Genomic DNA, 18,964 nt, shown 5'->3' on the forward strand with positions numbered 1-18,964 from the left:
CGCCATTGCACGATGGGCGACCCTGCGCTAGGGGCCATCCGACAGGATACGGGGAACTCTGATGGACTGGCTCATCTGGATCGGCGCGGTGATCTCGGCGCTCGGCATCGCGGGGATCGGCGTCAGCATCGTGATGGTGGCCCGCGCCCGGCGCTCCACCACCGACGATGCGGAACTCAGGGCGAAGATCCAGGGTATCCTGCCGCTGAACCTCGGCGCGCTGTTTCTGTCCGTTATCGGACTGATGTGCGTGATCGTCGGGATCATCCTCTGACGGATGCCTGTCCGCTAATGGACGCCTGACGGGAAGACGAAGCAGCGGTCGCGGCGCACCATCAGCCAGAGCGGCATGCCCGGGCGCGGCAGGAAGACCGACGGCACCTGCGCCTTCAGCACCGATCCGTCGAAATCCATGCGGAATTCCACGAGGCTTTCGGCCCCCATGAAGCGGGCCCGGGTGACCACGCCGCGCGCGGCGTTGCCCTGCTCGGGCGTCGGGTTCGGGCCACGGCCGGCGCGGTCGAAGTCGATCCGCACGTGCTGTGGCCGGAAGACGATGTCGACTTCCGTTCCGTCAGCCAGTCCGGGGGCGAGGAAAGCGCCAAAGGGCGTTTCCGTCAGAGCGCCGCGAACGGTGCCCTTCACGACGTTGACGTCAGAGAAAAACGCCGCCGCTTCAAGGTCGTGCGGGGCGTTGTAGATGTTGTAGGGCGCGCCGCGCTGGACGATCCGGCCGTCGCGCATCAGTGCGATCTCGTCAGCCATGCGCATCGCCTCGGCGGGTTCGTGGGTCACCAGCAGGACGGCGGCCCCCTCTTCCTTGAGGAGGTCGAGCGTCTCGTCCCGGATGCCGTCGCGCAGGCGGTCGTCGAGGCCGGAGAAGGGTTCGTCCATCAGCATGACGCGCGGCTTGGGCGCCAGCGCGCGGGCGAGCGCGACGCGCTGCTGCTCGCCACCCGACAGCTCGTGGGGGAAGGCTTTCTCATAGCGCCCCATGCCGACCCGGTCGAGCATGGCGCGGACGCGGGCCCGGATCTCGGCCTTGGGCCCGGAGAGGCCGAAGGCGACGTTGCGCGCGACGTCGAGATGCGGAAACAGCGCGAAATCCTGGAACATCAGACCGATGGAGCGCGATTCCGGCGGCACGCGGCTGGTGTCGTCGCACACCGTGCGGCCATCGACCGAGATCGATCCCGCATCCGGCGTATCGACCCCGGCGATCAGGCGCAGAGTCGTCGACTTGCCGCAGCCCGATGGCCCCAGCAGGCAGGTTACCTGCCCCGGCATCACCGAGAGCGAGACGTCTTCCACGACCGTGCGGCCGCCGAAACGGCGGGTCAGGTTGGTGATTTCCAGGCGGGGCGTCTCTGGCACTCGGGTATGTCCGACGAATTCTCTCGGGCTTCGGGGCCGAATACAGAAGCCGCCGGAGGTCTACAAGGTCAGCGTGAGGATGGCCGTGCCGAGCTCTCGCCCGTTGACGAGGATGCGCAGACGCTGCGCGCCGGGACAGAGCGTGAAGGTCGTCGCACCGCCCTTGAAACGGTGCCGCTTGGCGAGGCGCCTGGGTTTTCCGGGCTGAAGACTGGTTTGTATCAGTTTGAAATGCCGGGGAGATACGCGGCCCGACGGTGTCAGGAAGTCGAACTTGTAGTCGACGATCACCGGCTCCTCGCCCGTCGCGGTCAAGGTGAAAGCGATCTCTGCAGTCTCGCCGATCCGCACCTCCTCTGGCGTGAGGGTGAGGTCCGAAAGCGTCACGTCAGCGTCAGTGCGGTAGCCGAGCAGAGCAATCGCGCCGGGATGACCTGCCTTCACCAGTCCGCGCAACGCGTGGGCGGTCATCCAGCGCAGCTCCGCCTGATCCTGACGGCCCTCGGCGGCCCAATCGGACAGGCGTCCGATAACGGACTCCGGGTGACGGCGGGTGATGTCGTTCAGGTGGTTGGCCACCGAGCGGGTCACGTAGCGCGTCGGGTCGGCATGGAGCCGGTCGAGCAGCGGAAGCGGGCGCAGAGGATCAATGTCGATCTTGCTCCCCCACGGCAAACGGGGCCGCGTGCCTTCACTGACGAGGCGACGGACATGGTAGTTCGGATGCGACGCCCATGTTTCCATGCGCGAAAGCGTCTCTTCCGGCCACCTGTTCAGAAACGGACGGATGGCGAATTCCATGCTGAAGCGCTGTGTCACCTCTTCCAGCAGGTCGAGCGCGAGGTCGGGATGCTGCATCCCGTGACGCTCGATCAGGACGCCGAAGGGGGCGTGGATGAATTCGCCGAAGTCGTCGTCCGTCCGGGTCGGGTCGAGCGGCGGAGGCAGGGCGTCGCGGATACGCTCCGCCATCGCGGGGAAGTCCTGCGGCAGCCGCACCTCCAGCCCGTCCGCAAGGCGGGCGATCCGCTGCTTGAGCTGGAGGTCGGGGAAATCCGCGACGGTTTCGCGGACGAAGCCCTCGCTGTCGAACGCGGGTCCGAAAAGCGACGCCAGCCTCCGGACACGTGTCTCGTTGAACAAATGGTCGCGGAGGCTGAACGGTTCGGCCATCAGATCGTCGCGAGCGTCGCGCCGCCGTCGAGCAGGAGGTTCTGGCCCACGATGAACTTCGCCTGGTCCGAGCAGAGGAAGGCGCAGGCCGCGCCGAAGTCGAGCGGATCGCCGTAGGTGCGCGTCGGGATCGTGGCCTGCCGCTTCTCGCGCGCCTCGTCCATCGAGATCGACTGCGATTCCGAGACCGCGGTGTCGAGGCTGACGGCGCGGTCGGTGGCATGGATGCCGGGGAGCAGGTTGTTGATGGTGACACCTTTCTCGGCCACCTGCCGCGACGTGCCGGCAACGTAGCCGGTGAGGCCCGTGCGGGCCGCGTTCGACAGGCCGAGTTGCGCGATCGGGGCCTTCACCGATTGCGAGGTGATATTGACCACCCTGCCCCAGCCGCGCTCCATCATCGCCGGCAGGCAGGCCTTCATCAGCGCGATCGGCGTCAGCATGTTGGAATCGAGCGCCTTGATGAAGTCCTCGCGGTCCCAGTCGGACCAGACACCGGGGGGCGGGCCGCCGGCGTTGGTGACGAGGATGTCGGGTGAGTCGGCGGCCTTCAGCACCTCGGACTGCCCCTCCGCCGTGGTGACGTCGGTCGCCACGGTGACGACGTTGACGCCGAACGTGTTGCGGATCTCCTCCGCCGTCGCCTCGAGCGCCTCGGCGCCCCGGGCGTTCAGCACGAGGTCGACGCCGGCTTCGGCCAGCGCGAAGGCGCAGCCACGGCCGAGTCCCTTGGACGAGGCGCAGACCAGTGCGCGCTTACCGCGAATTCCGTAATCCATCGAATGTCTCCTTCTTTGTCCCGCACCGTTAGGCACTTGTCAGGCGTCCTGTGCAACAATGCGAGAGGCTTCTCCAGATCGTTGACCAAGTATCGCCGCAATTCTACGGTACCTGATGGTTGACCAATCCCTCGCTATCCGTCGAACGGACCAATGACCAATACCGACCTTCGCGCTGTCCAGACACTGCCCGTTTTCCCGGACCGGGATTTCGTGGTCGTCTCCGGCGTCGCCGAGAACGATCCGATTTCCTTCGCCGACGAACTGGTGATGGACGATATCTATGGCCTGTCGCCCCGCGCATCGCGCAAGCGGCTGACGGTGGCCTTCGGATCGGACCAAGTGCTGACCGTGGCGGACGGATCGGAAGTCGGCACGCCGGGCAACCTCGTCCACATGGATTGCTGCATCACGCTGATGGTGCCGGACGGATCGACCTACGAGGCGCTCATCCTCGTGGAGGTTGAGGATGACACGGCGGCGGGCGTCTACCTGCTGCCGCTGGCCACGCTGCAGCCGAAGGTCGACTACCGTCTCGTCGGCCTCGACCGGAAGACCGCCTCGACCCGCTTCGCCGAGGTCGCCTGCGTGTCCTTCACGCGCGGCACCCGGATCACGATGGCCAACGGCGAACAGCGTCCGATCGAGCTGCTGGAGGTCGGGGACAAGGTCCTGACCCGCGACGACGGCCCGCAGCAGATCCGCTGGATCGGACAGAACACCCTGCGCGCCGTCGGCTCCTTCGCGCCTGTGGTGATCCGCGAGGGCACGCTGCACAACGAGAACGACCTGATCGTCTCGCCCGATCACCGGATCTTCGTCTACCAGCGGCGCGACCGTCTGGGCGCCGGCCGGGCCGAGGTGCTGGTCAAGGTGCGCCACCTGATCAACGGCGACTCGGTCTACCAGCAGGACGGCGGGTTCGTGGATTACTTCCAGCTGCTCTTCGACGATCACCAGATCATCTATGCCGAAGGCATCGCGGCGGAGAGCATGATGGTCGACCAGCGCACGCGCGGTGCCGTCCCGGAGGCGGTGAGCCGCCGTCTGGGTGAGGCATTGTCGGGTCACGCGCATCGCCATCACCTCGACTACGAAGTGCAGGAGACACTCCTGTCCAAGCCGGACGCGGTGGACCTGCTGCGCAGGGCATCCTCCAGCTGACGAGGTCGGCCGCCCGGCCCCCAGCAGGGGCCGGTTACAGGCAAGACCCACACTTTTGATCGCTTCCGGGCCTCGGGCCGGTCAGTCCGCGTCGAAACGCAGGCTGCCGTTCGGGGTATCACCGGTTGCGGTCGCCGGGGGCGATCCAGCGCCGTCGGCCGTCATGGTCGACAGGTTGGCGGCGACGTAGGCCTCGGCGAGCCGGGCCCGGTCATAGCCCGTCACGAAGCCAAGCCCGGAAGCGCCGGCGTCGGCGCTGTCGAGCAGGGTCGTGTTGGGGCGATGAGCGAGCCGACCCGAAAGGCCGTCGGGATCAATGGTGCGGTTCACGACCTCCACGTCGGCTCCCACGGTTCCGCAGGAGGCAAGGGCGAGGAATGCCAGAATTATGAGGGGCTTTGCTGACATGGGTCCAAAAAGCACGGCGGGATGTCAGCAATGGGTTGGAATTGTGGCGAAGGTGCGCGTTATGGTTGTGTAATCAACCGTTCGCGGCCGCCGGACGCGCACCCGCCGGGGCGGATGCGCGGGAGCGCCGGCTTAGCGGGCGCCGTAGAGGTTGATGTCGCGACGCACGCTCGTGCCGTTTGCGCCGACGCTGACGTCGCCGGTGGCGGCGACGCTCTTGCCGCCGTTGGCGAAGACGCCGTCGGCATCGCCGTTGATGCGGACGCGGGTCGAATCCTCACCCACGATCGTGCCGTTGACGTCGAGGTTGAACGCCGGGTTCAGGCCGGCGTTGCGGCGGATCACGCCGTTGGTGAGGGCGATCGAGCCGGAGTAGCGCTGCTCGATGTCGGCGACGTTGTTGATCGAGCCGCCGACCCGGTTGCTGCCGAAGTCGACGCCAAGCTGCATGGTGCCGAAGGCCTGCGGATTGGCCGGATCGCCGACAGCGGCAAAGCCGTTGTAGGTCGCGCTGCCGGCGGTCGGCAGAGCGCTCGGCCGGGTGACGTTCAGCACGCCGTCGCTGCCGACGATGTTGCGGGCAAGCGTACCGGAGCTGTTGCTGAGGGTCTGGAACGACGGCCCGTAGGAGACCGGCGTCGAGGAGCCGCCGCCCCCGCCGGAGCTGCAGGCCGAGAGGGCGACAGTTGCGGCCAGCGCCGCGAAGCGAAATGCATATGTCATGGCAGAAATAACTTCCCGTTATCAGGTGGTCAGGCACTGGATCATAGAGCGGGCGCAGCGGCCGACAAAGGAAATAGTTAACAGCCGCGAAGCAGCGCCCATGCAGGCCGCCCTTGCCGGGTCGACGGCCAGCGGATAAAGCGCGCGGCATGTCGAACCGCCCTGACCTCCCCCCCGAGATCGCCCGTCGCCGGACCTTTGCGATCATCTCTCACCCGGATGCCGGGAAGACGACGCTGACCGAGAAGTTCCTGCTCTTCGGTGGCGCGATCCAGATGGCTGGCCAGGTCCGCGCCAAGGGCGAGGCGCGGCGCACGCGGTCGGACTTCATGCAGATGGAGAAGGACCGGGGGATCTCGGTTTCCGCCTCGGCGATGTCGTTCGATTACCGGAACTTCCGGTTCAATCTCGTCGACACGCCCGGCCACAGCGACTTTTCCGAGGACACCTACCGGACGCTGACCGCCGTCGATGCCGCGATCATGGTGATCGACGGCGCGAAGGGCGTGGAGAGCCAGACGCAGAAGTTGTTCGAGGTCTGCCGCCTGCGCGACCTGCCGATCCTCACCTTCTGCAACAAGATGGACCGCGAAAGCCGCGACGTCTTCGAGATCATCGACGAGATCCAGGAGAACCTCGCGATCGACGTGACGCCGGCGTCCTGGCCGATCGGCATCGGCCGCGATTTCGTCGGCTGCTACGACCTGCTGCGCGACCGGCTGGAGCTGATGGACCGGGCGGACCGCAACAAGGTCGCCGAGAGCATCGAGATCAACGGACTCGACGATCCGAAGCTGGCGGAGCACGTGCCGGCGCACCTGCTCGACAAGCTGCGCGAAGAGGTCGAGATGGCGCGCGAGCTGCTGCCGCCGCTCGACGCCAAGGCGTTCCTCGAAGGCACCATGACGCCGATCTGGTTCGGCAGCGCGATCAACTCCTTCGGGGTGAAGGAGCTGATGGACGGGATCGGCAACTTCGGTCCCGAGCCGCAGCCGACGAGCGCCGAGCCGCGCCAGATCGCGCCGGAGGAAAAGAAGGTGTCGGGCTTCGTCTTCAAGGTACAGGCCAACATGGACCCCAAGCACCGCGACCGCGTCGCCTTCGTGCGGATGTCCTCGGGCCATTTCGAACGCGGGATGAAGCTGACGCACGTGCGCACGAAGAAGCCTATGGCGATCTCCAACCCCGTGCTGTTCCTCGCCTCCGACCGGGAGCTCGCGGAAGAGGCCTGGGCCGGCGACATCATCGGCATCCCCAACCACGGCCAGCTGCGGATCGGCGACACGCTGACCGAAGGCGAAGCGCTGAAGGTGACGGGCATCCCGTCCTTCGCACCGGAGCTTCTGCAGGGTGTGCGCGCGGGCGATCCGATGAAGGCCAAGCACCTCGAGAAGGCGCTGTTCCAGTTCGCCGAGGAAGGCGCGGCCAAGGTCTTCAAGCCGGCCTTCGGGTCGGGCTACGTCGTCGGTGTCGTCGGCGCGCTGCAGTTCGAGGTATTGGCGAGCCGGATCGAGCTGGAATACGGGTTGCCCGTCCGGTTCGATGCGTCGCAGTTCACCTCGGCCCGCTGGGTGCATGGTGGCAAGGACGCGGTGGAGAAGTTCGCCGCCGCCAACAAGCAGCACATCGCAACCGATCACGACGGCGACACGGTCTACCTCACGCGCCTGCAATGGGACATCGACCGGGTGGAGCGGGATTACCCGGACGTGACGCTGTCGGCGACCAAGGAAATGATGGTCTGAGAATGGCCCGGGGCGGCCTGCGCCACTGGCTGCACCGGCGGCGGATCGCGCGGCTGGCGCGGTCCTCGCCCTCCACCGATCCCGGACCGGCCGCGACCGAGGCAGCGCTCGCAGCGATCGACGCCGCCCTGCCACCGGCGCTTTCGGTGGTCGGCAATGCGCAAAGCCTGCTGGAAGCGCAACACGGGGCAGAGATCGACCGACGCGCGACGATCCGCTTCAACCTCGCGCAGGTGACGGACCCGGCGGCGCAGGGTACGCGGTGGGATATTCTCGCCACGTCGGACCGGCACACGATGGCGCATTACGCTGATCATCCGCCGCCGTTCCAGACGCTGCTGTTCACTGCCTATCACGACAAGTACCTGCCCCGGCTGGCGGAGCACCCGGTCGAGGCCGACGTTCTGGTCTACCCGATGGCGCTCGCCATCGAGCTGATGGAGCGGCTGCAGGCGCGCCCCACCACGGGGACCATGGTGCTTGCGCTGCTCGACCGGATCGGTCGCCGCGACGTGGCGATCTTCGGGTTCGACTGGAAAGCGACGCCGACCTTCTACGATCCCAAGCGGCGCACGGACCCGCACGATCACGTCGCGGAGCGCGCGCTGGCGGAGCGGTTTATCGCCGTTAACGACTGGAAGCGCTTCGTCTGAAGTTTTGCGCGGACCCCGCATGAGGGGGCGGCGTTATCTGGCATGGCACAGAGCAGCACGATCCAGCCGTCAGACGCTGGCCCCGCCCAAGTCGAAGGTATCCTCACCGATCTCGACGATCTCGTCGCGACGAAGGACTGCGTCTCCTTCGGTGAAATCGTGGAGGCGCTCGGCGCGAAGAGTTACGGGCCACTGCTGCTTATCCTGGCGCTGTTGCTGCTGTTGCCGACGGGGATGATCCCCGGTGTCGGCGGTGCCATCGGGACGATCAAGATCCTGATCGGTCTTCAGGTTCTGCGAGGGCGCAACGGCGTCTGGTTGCCGCAGTTCGTGCGCGATCGCGAAATCAGCTCGGACCACCTGCATTCGATGGTGGAGAAGATTCGCCCCGTCGCCCGATGGCTGCGGCGGCGGATGAAAGTGCGGATGAGCTGGCTCGCGGAGGGGCGGACGTCGCTGACGCTGATCGCCGTCATCATGATGGCTTCGGGGCTCGGGATGGTAACCCTCGGCTTCATCCCCGTAATCGCGCCGTTCTTCGGACTGCCGCTGGTGTGCCTCGCGCTTGGCGTCGTCAGCCGAGACGGGCTGATGGTGGCGGCGGGATACGTTCTAATGCTCCCGCCGCCGTTGATCGCGATCTTCTGGCTTTAGGCCAGTTTCGCATCCATCGTGATCTCGCAGTTCAACACCTTGGAGACGGGGCAGCCCGTCTTCGTGGCATTGGCGGCGCTGGTGAACTGCTCTTCCGAAGCGCCCGGCACGGAGGCCGTGACTTCGATGTGCGCCTTGGTGATGGCGAAGCCGCCGTCGACTTCTTCCAGCGATACGGTCGACTTCGCGTCGATGTTGTCTGCGGTGAGGCCCGCCTCGCCGAGGTTCAGGCTCAGCGCCATCGCGAAGCACGAGGCGTGCGCGGCACCGATCAGCTCTTCGGGGTTGGAGCCCTTCTGGCCTTCGAAGCGCGTGTTGAAGCCGTAGGGCACGGCATCGAGCACCTTCGTCTCCGTCGAGATCTTGCCTTTGCCGGTCTTGAGGTCGCCCTGCCAGTTCGCGGTCCCGAATTTCTTGATCATGGTTTCTTCCCTTCAGGTGATTGATGCAGATGGGAAACGTAAGCGGGTCGTTGTCGTTCCCTCCTGCGGTCATGCTTGACGCAGAAGTCCGTCAGGCGTAGGTCCCGTCCGCAGTTGAGCCCCGTGCAATTCGGCGCAGGGCGGGCCGCGCGAGACTGAGCGGCCATACAGCCGCCAGACATTCGCGAAGGACCCGGATGACGACTTTTTCCGAACTGAACCTAAATCCCAAAGTGCTCAAGGCTGTCGAAGAGGCAGGCTATGAGACCCCCACCCCGATCCAGGCCGGTGCGATCCCCCCTGCCCTCGAAGGCAAGGACGTGCTCGGCATCGCCCAGACCGGGACCGGGAAAACCGCCAGCTTCACGCTGCCGATGATTTCCCAGCTTTATCGTGGCCGCGCCCGCGCGCGCATGCCGCGGTCTCTGGTGCTCGCCCCGACGCGGGAACTTGCCGCGCAGGTGGCCGAGAACTTCGATACCTATGCCAAGCACACCAAACTGACGAAGGCGCTGCTGATCGGCGGCGTCTCCTTCAAGGAACAGGACGCGCTGATCGACAAGGGCGTCGACGTGCTGATCGCGACGCCGGGCCGCCTGCTCGACCATTTCGAGCGCGGCAAGCTGATCCTGACGGACGTGAAGGTCATGGTCGTCGATGAGGCCGACCGGATGCTCGACATGGGGTTCATCCCCGACATCGAGCGGATTTTCGGCCTGACGCCCTTCACCCGGCAGACTCTGTTCTTCTCCGCCACCATGGCGCCGGAGATCGAGCGCATCACCAACACGTTCCTGTCGAACCCGGTCCGCGTCGAGGTTGCCCGCCAGGCGACCGCCTCGGACACGATCACGCAGGGTGTTGTGGTGTTCAAACCGTCGCGTAAAGATCGCGAAGGGTCCGAGAAGCGCGCGGTCCTGCGCGGCCTGATCGAGCGGGAAGGCGCGGAGTGCCGGAACGGCATCATCTTCTGCAACCGCAAGGTCGACGTCGATGTCGTCGCCAAGTCGATGAAGAAGTACGGCTACGATGCCGCGCCGATTCACGGCGACCTGGACCAGAGCCAGCGGATGAAGACGCTCGAGGGCTTCCGCGAAGGGACCTTGCGGTTCCTCGTGGCCTCCGACGTCGCCGCACGCGGGCTCGACATTCCGAACGTGAGCCACGTCTTCAATTACGACGTGCCCTCTCATGCCGAGGATTACGTGCACCGCATCGGTCGCACGGGTCGTGCCGGTCGCAAGGGCACCACGATGATGATCTGCGTGCCGCGTGACGAGAAGAACCTCGAAGATATCGAGCGGCTGATCCAGACCGAGGTGCCGCGGCTGGAGAACCCGATCAAGTCCTCCGCCCCGGCAGAGGCGCCGGCGGCCAGCACGGACGATGCGCCCAAGCCGCGCTCGCGCCGGTCTTCGTCGCGGAGCCGCAAACCGGCGGAAGCGCAGGATGCGCCCGAAGCCACCGAGGCGACGCCGGAGCAGGCAAAGACCGAATCGTCGACGCCGGAGCAGACCAAGCCCGAGCAAGCCGAATCGGCACCTGAGGCGACGTCCTCCTCCTCGTCGCGCAGCCGCTCGCGCGGTGGCCGCCGCAACGAGTCCAAGGACGAACCCGTGGTCGGGATGGGTGACGACGCGCCGCGCTTCATCACCCTCAGCTTCGCGGAGCGCAGCGCGGGCTGAGGCCCGCCGCGCTGCCGCCGAATTGTCAGGATTGTTTCAGAAAATCTCGCCTGACGGCGGCAATTGACCACGCTCAGCCGGAAGTCGCCGAGTCGTTTCGACATTAAATCGAATCCGCTCGACTTTGCCCCGATTTCGCCACATTTCCGCCCGTCGAACGCCATGGTTAATCGGCAATGTTGGGGAATGGCCCAACAAGAGGCTGATTGGCCGGGATGCGTTCAGACCTGAAAGGCGGAACGATGGCTACAGGCACTACGAGCAGTAAACCGGCACCCAAAGAGGTGCCCAACGACAACAAGCAAAAGCCGCAGGCCCCGGTGGTTTTCCGGGACTTCGCGAGCATCTGAGGCAGGTCGGCAGCAAAACCGTCCTCCGAATTCTGAAGCGGGCCAGTGACGCGGGGCACCCCAACCCCCTGCTGGTTTCACTGGCCCGTTTTCTCCCCCCTTCCCCGGCATGCTGACGGCATGAGCGACATCACTTCGATCCCGGATCTCGGCCCCGCGACGGCGCGTTCTTTCGAGCGTGCAGGTGTGACAACAGCCGAGGAGATTCGCGCGCTAGGGCCGGACACCGCCTACGCGCGGCTCTTGTCGTCCGGCGTTCGGCCGCATTTCATCGCATATTACTCGCTCGTGATGGGTCTGCAGGGCCGGCCCTGGAACGATGCGAAGGGCGCCGAAAAATCCAGCCTCCGCAAAAGGTTCGACGCGCTCTGCCGAGACACCTCCTCTTCCCCTCAGTCAGAGCTCGATCGGTTCCTCGACGAGATCGGTGTGCGTCCGTCGGGATCAATGTAAAAGATCTTCACATTGAGCGTCGGCTTGGGCATGATGTGAATGTCATTTACATTGAGGGCCGCGCCATGCAGGATGTCCGGACGCTGGAAGAGGAATTAACCCGCATCAGGCGCGTCGCCTGGCGGATGGACGCGATTTGCTACGTGCCGGGGACGAACCTGTCGCTCGGCCTCGATAACCTGTTCGGGCTGATCCCGGTGGTGGGCGACGCGCTGTCGCTCGCACCGTCGATCTGGATGATCCACCACGCCCACAAGATCGGGGCGACACCGGGGGCCATCGCCTACATGATCGCCAATCTCGTGGTCGACGTCCTGATCGGATCTGTGCCGCTGATCGGTGACCTGTTCGACATCGCCTACAACGCCAACATCCGGAACTATCGGCTGCTCGAGAAAAACCTCGCCCGCCGTGCCGAGCGCGCCCGCGTGGTCGTGCCCGTGCCGCCGGCCGCGCTTGCCGTCTAGGGAACTTTGGGCCCCGATCGCCTGTTGGTTCTGCAACTGAGACACAAAGGAGCGACTGCAATGGATATTATTCGTATCATCATCGCGATCATCTTGCCGCCGCTCGGCGTCTTCCTTCAGGAAGGCCTGGGCAAGCATTTCTGGTTCAACATCATCCTGACGATCCTTGGCTACGTCCCGGGTATCGTGCACGCCGTCTACATCATCGCGCGTGACGACGGGCGTAAGGTCCACGCATGACCCCGATCGATCTCGAACTCCAGAAGCTCGAGAACCTGGCGAACCGGATGGATGCGGCCTTCCGCATCCCCGGCACCGGCATCCGGGTCGGCGCGGATTCGATCATCGGCCTCGTCCCAGGCATCGGGGACGGGCTAGCGCTCGCCCCGGCCGGCTGGATCATGTGGAAAGCCCGGGAGCTTGGCGCGCCGTCCCACCTGCTGACGCGGATGGGGGCCAACGTGGCGATCGACGCGGTTATCGGTTCGATACCGCTGATCGGTGACCTGTTCGACGTTGGCTGGAAAGCGAACCTGCGCAACGTGAAGCTTCTGCGCGAGCATATGGAGCGCAAAATGCAAACGGCCTCGCCCGTTATGGACGAGGCCGCTTGACGACTAGATGAGTGGGTCGGTTCAGCCGACCAGCTCGAGGCCGGAGAAGAAGTAGGCGATCTCTTCCTTGGCGGTGTCCGGAGCGTCGGAGCCGTGGACGGAGTTTTCACCGACGGATTCGGCGAACTCGGCGCGGATCGTGCCTTCTTTCGCATCGGCGGGGTTCGTGGCGCCCATGACTTCGCGGTTCTTCGCGATGGCGCCTTCACCTTCCAGAACCTGCACGACGACCGGGCCGGACGCCATGAATTCGGTCAGCTCACCGAAGAACGGACGTTCCTTATGGACGGCGTAGAATTCGCCAGCCTGAGCGACGGTCAGAAGAATGCGCTTCTGCGCGACGATGCGCAGGCCGGCATCCTCGAACTTGGCGTTGATCTTGCCGGTGAGGTTCCGCTTCGTGGCGTCGGGTTTGATGATCGAGAGGGTGCGTTCGATGGACATGTCGGTATTGCCTTTTTCGGGGGGCATTGAGCCCGTTGAAAACCGCGGCCCGACTAGCATGGGGTCCGGGGGCTGAAAACCCTCAAACGCCCCCGTCCCCTTGCCGGATCAGAACACCCGCTGCTGGGCCCGCGCCACCGTGAATCCGTGGCCGAGCGAGTTCACGCAGCTCATCCCCGTCGTCTCCGAGTAACAGGTGATCGCGCCGAGCGTGACCGTCTGACCGTAGGGCAGCACCGGGGATCCGCCCATGTTCACCGTATCGCCCGCGCAGAGCACGTAGCCACTGCTGGCGGAGGTGACCTCGAACGAGCTTCCCCATTCCAGGTCGCAGTCGGCGGGGCGCGTACGGTAGGTCGGCGACAGCTCGAAGATGTCGCAACGGGCGCTGTTGTAGCCGCCCCCGGTCATCGCGCAGACGATGTTGCCGGAGGGAGCGCGGAAATAGTAGACGTCCTGGGCGATTGCGGGACGTGCCAGAAGAAGAAGCGGAACGAGTAACAGAAGGCGCATTGGCCGGATCCGATCAATTCATGAAATGCGAAAGACTACGACCGCCGCCGCGCCATTGACAAGTTGCATGTGCGGCCCCATCCCCTGCCCATGCTGCGCATTCAGGACATAAGCTACTCCGTCGAGGGGCGACCGCTGATCGAGCACGCCTCGGCCACCATTCCGACCGGTCACAAAGTTGGCGTCGTCGGGCGAAACGGCACGGGCAAGACGACGCTCTTCCGGCTGATCCGGGGCGAGCTCACGCTCGAAACCGGCGAAATCGTGATGCCCAAGGGCGCGCGGATCGGCGGTGTCAGCCAGGAGGTGCCGGGCAACGAGGTGTCCCTGATCGACACCGTGCTCGCGGCCGATACCGAGCGTGCCGCGCTGATGGCGGAAGAGACCGACGATCCGACGCGGATCGCCGAGATCCAGACCCGCCTCGCCGATATCGACGCCTGGTCGGCGGAGGCCCGGGCCTCCACCATCCTCAAGGGCCTCGGCTTCGACGATGCCGAACAGCTGATGCCCTGCTCCGCCTTCTCGGGCGGGTGGCGGATGCGTGTCGCACTGGCCGCGGTGCTGTTCAGCCAACCCGACCTGCTGCTGCTCGACGAGCCGACCAACTACCTCGACCTCGAGGGGGCGCTGTGGCTGGAGAACTACCTCGCCCGCTATCCGCACACCGTTCTGATCGTGTCCCACGACCGGGGCCTGCTGAACCGCGCGGTCGGCGGCATCCTCCACCTCGAGGACCGCAAGCTGACCTTCTACGCCACACCTTACGACAAGTTCGCCGAAGTGCGCGCGGCGCGCATCGCGGCGGCGGAGTCGGAGAACGCGAAGGCCAAGGCGCGGATCGCCCACCTTCAGAGCTTCGTCGACCGCTTCCGCGCGAAGGCGAGCAAGGCGGTGCAGGCGCAGTCGCGACTGAAGATGATCGAGCGGATCAAGCTGATCTCCACCCCGCAGGAGGCCGCGCTCCGCGCCTTTTCCTTCCCCGAGCCGGAAGAGCTGAGCCCGCCGATCATCACGATGGAGGGTGCCTCTGTCGGGTATGACGGCAAGGCGATCCTGTCGAAGCTGGACCTCAGGATCGACCAGGACGACCGGATCGCGCTGCTCGGCAAGAACGGTGAGGGCAAGTCGACCCTGTCGAAGCTTCTGTCGGACCGGCTGGAGGCGATGTCGGGCAAGCTGCATCGGACGGCGAAGCTGCGGATCGGCTATTTCGCGCAGCACCAGCTGGACGAGCTGTTTCCCGACGAGACACCCATCGACCACGTCCGCCGGCTGCGCCCGGACGAAAACCCGGCGCGGCACCGTGCGCGGCTGTCGGGGTTCGGGCTGAACGCCAACCAGGCGGAGCTGACGGTCAGCCGCCTGTCGGGCGGCCAGAAGGCGCGTCTGGCGCTGATGCTCGCCACCATCGACGCGCCGCATCTGCTGATCCTCGACGAACCGACCAACCACCTCGACATCGAGAGCCGCGAGGCGCTCGTCGAGGCGCTGACCGCCTATTCCGGCGCGGTCGTGCTGGTGAGCCACGACATGCACCTGCTGTCGATGGTCGCCGACCGGCTTTGGCTGGTGAAGGGCGGCCGGGTCACGCCGTTCGAGCAGGACCTCGAAGCCTATCGCCGTCTGCTGCTTGCGACCGACTCTCCCAAGGCCAACAAGCCCGAGAAGCCGAAGGCGGCGCGGCCGTCCCGCGACCAGGTCCTCGCGCTGCGCGCCGAGGCGCGCAAATGCGAGGAAAGGGTCACCAAGCTGAACGACATGCGCGACAAGCTGGCCAAGAAGCTCGCCGATCCGGAGCTGTACGAGGATACGCGGATCAACGAGCTCGAGACCTGGAACCGCAAGTATGCCGAGGTGATGCAGGGGCTTGAGCGGGCCGAGGCCCTCTGGATGGCCGCGCTCGAGAAGCTCGAGACGGCCGAGGCGGCGTGACCCTGGGGCCGGCTTGATGGAAGCGGCGGCGCTCATCTCCGCCTTCACGACCTTGTTCGTGATCATCGACCCGATCGGGCTGACGCCCCTGTTCGTCGCGCTGACCCAAGGGATGAGCGACCGCAAGCGGCGGTCGATCGGGCTGCGCGCGGCGTTGATCGCCTTCGGCATCCTGCTGGCCTTCGCCTTTGGTGGCGAAGCGCTGCTTGAGTTCGTCGGCATCTCCATGCCCGCCTTCCGGATTGCGGGCGGCGTGCTGCTGTTCCTGACCGCGCTCGACATGCTGTTCGAGAGGCGCCAGTCGCGGCGCGAGGATACGGCGGAAGAGGACGAGTCCGACGATCCGTCCGTCTTTCCGCTCGCCATTCCGCTGCTCGCCGGACCTGGAGCGATCGCGACGATCATCCTGCTGACGGGCCGTGCCGAGGGGCCCGGGGACTTTGCCGCCGTGATCGGGGTGATGGTCGCCGTGCTGTCGATCGCCTACCTGCTGTTTCTCGCCGCCGGCCCGATCGAGCGGGTGCTCGGCAAGACCGGCGTCAACGTCGTGACGCGCTTGCTCGGCATGTTGTTGGCGGCGCTGTCGGTGCAGTTCATCCTCGACGGCATGCGGACGTTCGGCCTCGCCCTCTGACGGTTCCGGGATCGGGACTTGGCAATCGGTGCGCGCTATCCCCATATCGGGGGCATGGACGGAGACGACATTGCCCGCATCGCCTACCTCTCCCTTCTGGGGGCCGCCATCGGCGGATGGTTCCTCATGCAGAACCGGGGACAGCTCGGAAAGATGGCGCAGCAGGCAGCGGTCTGGGCGCTGATCTTCGTCGGCGTGGTCGCCGCGGTCGGCCTCTGGAGCGATATCCGCGACGATGTCATGCCCCGGCAGAGCGTCATCTCCGAGAACGTGATCGAGATCCCCCGCGGACCGGACGGACATTACTCGATCCGGGCCGAGGTGAACGGTGTGCCGCTCGACTTCGTGGTCGACACGGGGGCGAGCCAGATCGTGCTGAGCCGTCAGGACGCCGAGCGCGTCGGCATCGACCCCGACGGGCTGGTCTACTCCGGCTCCGCCCAGACGGCGAACGGGATCGTCGGCACGGCGCCGGTGTCGCTCGACCGGCTCGCCGTGGGTCCGATCGAGGACCGCAACGTGCGCGCCTACGTCAACGAGGGCGAGCTGTTCGGGTCTCTGCTGGGGATGGGTTACCTCAACCGGTTCGAGCGTATCGAGATCGAGGGTGACCGGCTGATCCTCACCCGCTGATCCGCCGCCTCTGTTTTGGTGGAGCACCTGCGGTGCGCTCTGGAAGCCCTCCCTCCGGTCGGGCGGGATCAGGGGGCTGTCTGCCCCCTCTGGGCCTGCGGCCCATTCACCCCCGAGAATATTTGACGCCCGAAGAAGGCCGGGCGAGGCGCGTCATGTGTCCCGAAGACGCCAAATGCGCCGGCGGCGCGTCACGCCCCGCGTTCGGCCTTCTTTTCCCAGCGTCCCGAATCCTGGCTCCAGTATTGCGCGGCGCAACCGGCCTCGACGAGGCGGGACCACTGGCCCCGCGCGATCTGAAGGGCCGCTTCGTCGGCACCGTCGAACAGGATGCAGACCCGCTCCAGCGCCTTGACCTCGGCGTCGCCGACCTCGGCCCCGCCGATACTGAGGACGCACTGCGCGCCGTTCGGCGCCGGCCCGGCACCCGGCGTGCGAAGAAGCACCGGCTGATCGGCGTCGTGCGGACCGCCGGCGCGGCCGTGCGGCAGGAAGCTTTCCTCCGGTTGCAGCCAAAGCTGCGCGTCGAGCCGGTCGAGCTGCGCGGCATCCTCGCCGCGTACCTCGCAGCGCCAGCCGGTGGCGAGACACTTCTCCAGCAGGGTCGCCAGAGTCCGCTCAACCGGGTCGCGGGTCAGGTGGTAGAAGAAGGCCGCTCCCATCAGCCCTCGTACCGGTCCCGCACGAGGCGGTTCAGCGCCATGACGCCCCAGCCCGACGGGCCGTTCGGCGCGAGGTCGGAGGAGCCCTCGCCCATCGTCACACCGGCGATGTCGAGGTGGATCCACGGCGTCTCGTCCTTGACGAAGCGCTTCAGGAACTGGGCGGCGGTGATGGAGCCGGCGGGACGGCCGCCGACGTTCTTCATGTCCGCCAGCCGGCTTTTCAGCAGGGCGTCATAGGCCGGGCCCAGCGGCATCCGCCACGCGCCCTCGCCCTCCGCCGTGGCGGCGGTGAGGAAGGCGTTGGCAAGCGGGTCGTCGTTGGAGAAGACACCGGCCATCTCGTGGCCGAGCGCGATGACCATCGCGCCGGTGAGCGTGGCGAGGTCGATTATTCCGGAGGGTTTGAATCGCTCCTGCGCGTACCAGAGCACGTCGGCGAGGACGAGCCGCCCCTCGGCGTCGGTGTTGATGACCTCGATCGTGTCGCCCTTCATCGAGCGGACGATGTCGCCGGGGCGCATCGCGTTGCCCGAGGGCATGTTCTCGACCAGCCCGACGAGGCCCACGACGTTGGCCTTCGCCTTGCGCAGCGCCAGCGTGCGCATCACGCCGGAGACGACGCCGGCGCCGCCCATATCCATCGTCATCGCTTCCATGCCGGCGGCAGGCTTGATCGAGATGCCGCCGGTGTCGAAGACCACGCCCTTGCCGCAGAGCGCGAGGGGGGCTTCGTCGCCGCCGCCGTTCCATTCCATCACGACCACCTTCGAGGGGCTGTCCGACCCCTGCCCCACGGCCAGCAGCGCGCCCATGCCGAGCTCTTTCAGCTGGTCTTCCTCGAGGATCTCGACCGACAGGCCGAGTTCCTGCATCGCGGCGAGGCGGGCGGCGAAGTCGGAGGTGGTGAGCACGTTCGAGGGCTCGTTGATGAGGTCGCGGGTAAAGAAAACACCCTCGGCCAGCGCCGCCATGTCGGCGGAGACGCGGGCGAGCCCCTCGGGGTCGGCGCACATCATGGTGATCTCGGCCCGCGCCTCGGCGGGACGGGTCAGGTGGGCGTCGAAATCGTAGCCGCGCAGGACGAGACCGAAGGCCAGTTCGCTCGCCGCGCGGTGATTGCCGGCGAGCACGAGGAGCGGCGCCGCCCCACGGGCGGCCGCGAGCGCACCGCCGGCCTTGCGGGCCTCGGCGGGCGTGGCTTTCCTCGACAGCTTCACGAGGTGGATCGCTTCGGCGGCGATGGCCACCGGGAAGGCAAGTTCCATCGCCTCGCCGACCTTCAGCTTGGTGAAACGCTCGCTCTCCGCCGCGCGGGCGAGCGCCTTGCGGGTCAGCGAGTTCAGCTTGCGCCCGGAGGCGTCGAGCTTGCCGGTTTCGTCGACGATCACCGCGATCCGTCCCTCCCACCCGGCGAGGCCGTCGTGATCGGTTTCTGTGAAGCGGATTGCGGCGGGGGCTGGCATGAACGTCTCTCCG

At 66.3% G+C, this 18,964-nt stretch carries 23 protein-coding genes; 13 read left to right on the plus strand and 10 right to left on the minus strand.

All coding sequences use genetic code 11. The annotated features are described in order from the left end of the window. Positions 1-61: 61 nt before the first annotated feature. On the plus strand, positions 62-274 hold the full coding sequence (locus I8N54_RS11045; protein WP_140192512.1) for a hypothetical protein: 213 nt from the start codon (positions 62-64) through the stop codon (positions 272-274). A 14-nt stretch (positions 275-288) separates the two neighbouring features. Here I8N54_RS11045 and I8N54_RS11050 read toward each other — a convergent pair whose 3' ends face one another. From I8N54_RS11050 to I8N54_RS11060, 3 genes are read right to left on the minus strand one after another with little or no spacing between them, the layout of a single operon-like run. After that, positions 289-1,374, minus strand: a complete 1,086-nt coding sequence (locus I8N54_RS11050) for an ABC transporter ATP-binding protein (protein ID WP_197097418.1) — start codon at positions 1,372-1,374, stop codon at positions 289-291. Positions 1,375-1,434: 60 nt separating this feature from the next. Next, positions 1,435-2,547 carry a hypothetical protein gene (locus tag I8N54_RS11055; protein ID WP_140192511.1) on the minus strand — a complete coding sequence of 371 codons (1,113 nt, stop codon included), beginning with the start codon at positions 2,545-2,547 and terminating at the stop codon, positions 1,435-1,437. Beyond that, entirely contained in the window at positions 2,547-3,326 is a 780-nt protein-coding gene (locus tag I8N54_RS11060; protein WP_140192510.1) for an SDR family oxidoreductase, read from the minus strand. The genes I8N54_RS11055 and I8N54_RS11060 overlap by 1 nt, the downstream gene beginning before the upstream one ends. Before the next feature lie 153 nt (positions 3,327-3,479). Here I8N54_RS11060 and I8N54_RS11065 point away from each other — a divergent pair, with 153 nt between their 5' ends. Continuing rightward, positions 3,480-4,490: a Hint domain-containing protein gene (locus I8N54_RS11065; protein WP_140192509.1), complete on the plus strand. Its 1,011-nt coding sequence runs from the start codon at positions 3,480-3,482 to the stop codon at positions 4,488-4,490. 81 nt (positions 4,491-4,571) lie between these two features. Here the strand turns inward: I8N54_RS11065 and I8N54_RS11070 are convergent, their stop codons facing one another. Continuing rightward, positions 4,572-4,820 carry a hypothetical protein gene (locus I8N54_RS11070; RefSeq protein WP_232790388.1) on the minus strand — a complete coding sequence of 83 codons (249 nt, stop codon included), beginning with the start codon at positions 4,818-4,820 and terminating at the stop codon, positions 4,572-4,574. 210 nt (positions 4,821-5,030) lie between these two features. Then, on the minus strand, positions 5,031-5,621 hold the full coding sequence (locus I8N54_RS11075) for a HupA family protein (protein ID WP_140192507.1): 591 nt from the start codon (positions 5,619-5,621) through the stop codon (positions 5,031-5,033). 149 nt (positions 5,622-5,770) lie between these two features. On the opposite strand from I8N54_RS11075, the gene I8N54_RS11080 reads away from it, so the two are divergent. Genes I8N54_RS11080 through I8N54_RS11090 form a run of 3 tightly spaced genes read left to right on the plus strand, consistent with a single transcriptional unit; the run spans position 5,771 to position 8,673 of the window. Next, on the plus strand, positions 5,771-7,366 hold the full coding sequence (locus tag I8N54_RS11080; RefSeq protein WP_140192506.1) for a peptide chain release factor 3: 1,596 nt from the start codon (positions 5,771-5,773) through the stop codon (positions 7,364-7,366). A 2-nt stretch (positions 7,367-7,368) separates the two neighbouring features. Beyond that, complete coding sequence (locus tag I8N54_RS11085; RefSeq protein WP_140192505.1) at positions 7,369-8,019, plus strand: hypothetical protein; 651 nt, start codon at positions 7,369-7,371, stop codon at positions 8,017-8,019. A gap of 42 nt (positions 8,020-8,061) precedes the next feature. Beyond that, positions 8,062-8,673, plus strand: coding sequence for an exopolysaccharide biosynthesis protein (locus I8N54_RS11090; RefSeq protein WP_140192504.1), 612 nt, complete (start codon positions 8,062-8,064; stop codon positions 8,671-8,673). On the opposite strand, the gene I8N54_RS11095 is transcribed toward I8N54_RS11090, so the two are convergent. Beyond that, complete coding sequence (locus tag I8N54_RS11095; RefSeq protein WP_140192503.1) at positions 8,670-9,095, minus strand: OsmC family protein; 426 nt, start codon at positions 9,093-9,095, stop codon at positions 8,670-8,672. The genes I8N54_RS11090 and I8N54_RS11095 overlap by 4 nt on opposite strands. A 197-nt stretch (positions 9,096-9,292) precedes the next feature. On the opposite strand from I8N54_RS11095, the gene I8N54_RS11100 reads away from it, so the two are divergent. The 5 genes from I8N54_RS11100 to I8N54_RS11120 all read left to right on the plus strand — a co-directional run bounded on the left by I8N54_RS11100 (position 9,293) and on the right by I8N54_RS11120 (position 12,664). Beyond that, positions 9,293-10,780 (plus strand): DEAD/DEAH box helicase, encoded by a 1,488-nt coding sequence (locus tag I8N54_RS11100; protein WP_140192502.1) that lies wholly within the window; start codon positions 9,293-9,295, stop codon positions 10,778-10,780. Positions 10,781-11,250: 470 nt separating this feature from the next. Further along, positions 11,251-11,583, plus strand: a complete 333-nt coding sequence (locus tag I8N54_RS11105; RefSeq protein ID WP_140192501.1) for a TfoX/Sxy family DNA transformation protein — start codon at positions 11,251-11,253, stop codon at positions 11,581-11,583. Positions 11,584-11,648: 65 nt separating this feature from the next. Continuing rightward, positions 11,649-12,050, plus strand: coding sequence for a DUF4112 domain-containing protein (locus I8N54_RS11110; RefSeq protein ID WP_140192500.1), 402 nt, complete (start codon positions 11,649-11,651; stop codon positions 12,048-12,050). A gap of 60 nt (positions 12,051-12,110) precedes the next feature. Then, a complete protein-coding gene (locus tag I8N54_RS11115) occupies positions 12,111-12,290 on the plus strand; it encodes a YqaE/Pmp3 family membrane protein (protein ID WP_140192499.1) in 180 nt (59 codons plus the stop codon). Beyond that, complete coding sequence (locus tag I8N54_RS11120) at positions 12,287-12,664, plus strand: DUF4112 domain-containing protein (protein ID WP_140192498.1); 378 nt, start codon at positions 12,287-12,289, stop codon at positions 12,662-12,664. Before I8N54_RS11115 ends, I8N54_RS11120 begins: the two co-directional genes overlap by 4 nt. Before the next feature lie 21 nt (positions 12,665-12,685). On the opposite strand, the gene ndk is transcribed toward I8N54_RS11120, so the two are convergent. Both ndk and I8N54_RS11130 read right to left on the minus strand, forming a co-directional pair. Continuing rightward, positions 12,686-13,108, minus strand: a complete 423-nt coding sequence (ndk, locus tag I8N54_RS11125; RefSeq protein WP_140192497.1) for a nucleoside-diphosphate kinase — start codon at positions 13,106-13,108, stop codon at positions 12,686-12,688. Positions 13,109-13,216: 108 nt separating this feature from the next. Next, positions 13,217-13,621, minus strand: coding sequence for a DUF6636 domain-containing protein (locus tag I8N54_RS11130; protein WP_140192496.1), 405 nt, complete (start codon positions 13,619-13,621; stop codon positions 13,217-13,219). Positions 13,622-13,711: 90 nt separating this feature from the next. Between I8N54_RS11130 and I8N54_RS11135 the strand changes: the two genes are divergently transcribed. The 3 genes from I8N54_RS11135 to I8N54_RS11145 are packed head-to-tail and all read left to right on the plus strand — an operon-like array spanning position 13,712 to position 16,823. Further along, entirely contained in the window at positions 13,712-15,556 is a 1,845-nt protein-coding gene (locus I8N54_RS11135) for an ABC-F family ATP-binding cassette domain-containing protein (protein WP_140192495.1), read from the plus strand. Positions 15,557-15,572: 16 nt separating this feature from the next. Next, positions 15,573-16,190 carry a MarC family protein gene (locus I8N54_RS11140; RefSeq protein ID WP_197097416.1) on the plus strand — a complete coding sequence of 206 codons (618 nt, stop codon included), beginning with the start codon at positions 15,573-15,575 and terminating at the stop codon, positions 16,188-16,190. Between the two features lie 54 nt (positions 16,191-16,244). Continuing rightward, positions 16,245-16,823, plus strand: coding sequence for a retropepsin-like aspartic protease family protein (locus I8N54_RS11145; protein ID WP_140192493.1), 579 nt, complete (start codon positions 16,245-16,247; stop codon positions 16,821-16,823). A gap of 191 nt (positions 16,824-17,014) precedes the next feature. Here the strand turns inward: I8N54_RS11145 and I8N54_RS11150 are convergent, their stop codons facing one another. Together I8N54_RS11150 and I8N54_RS11155 are read right to left on the minus strand one after the other, a co-directional pair. Further along, positions 17,015-17,485, minus strand: coding sequence for a DNA polymerase III subunit chi (locus I8N54_RS11150; protein WP_140192492.1), 471 nt, complete (start codon positions 17,483-17,485; stop codon positions 17,015-17,017). Further along, on the minus strand, positions 17,485-18,951 hold the full coding sequence (locus I8N54_RS11155) for a leucyl aminopeptidase (protein ID WP_140192491.1): 1,467 nt from the start codon (positions 18,949-18,951) through the stop codon (positions 17,485-17,487). The genes I8N54_RS11150 and I8N54_RS11155 overlap by 1 nt, the downstream gene beginning before the upstream one ends. Positions 18,952-18,964 lie beyond the last annotated feature (13 nt).

Source organism: Pelagovum pacificum (assembly GCF_016134045.1).
GTDB classification, from domain to species: domain Bacteria; phylum Pseudomonadota; class Alphaproteobacteria; order Rhodobacterales; family Rhodobacteraceae; genus Oceanicola; species Oceanicola pacificus_A.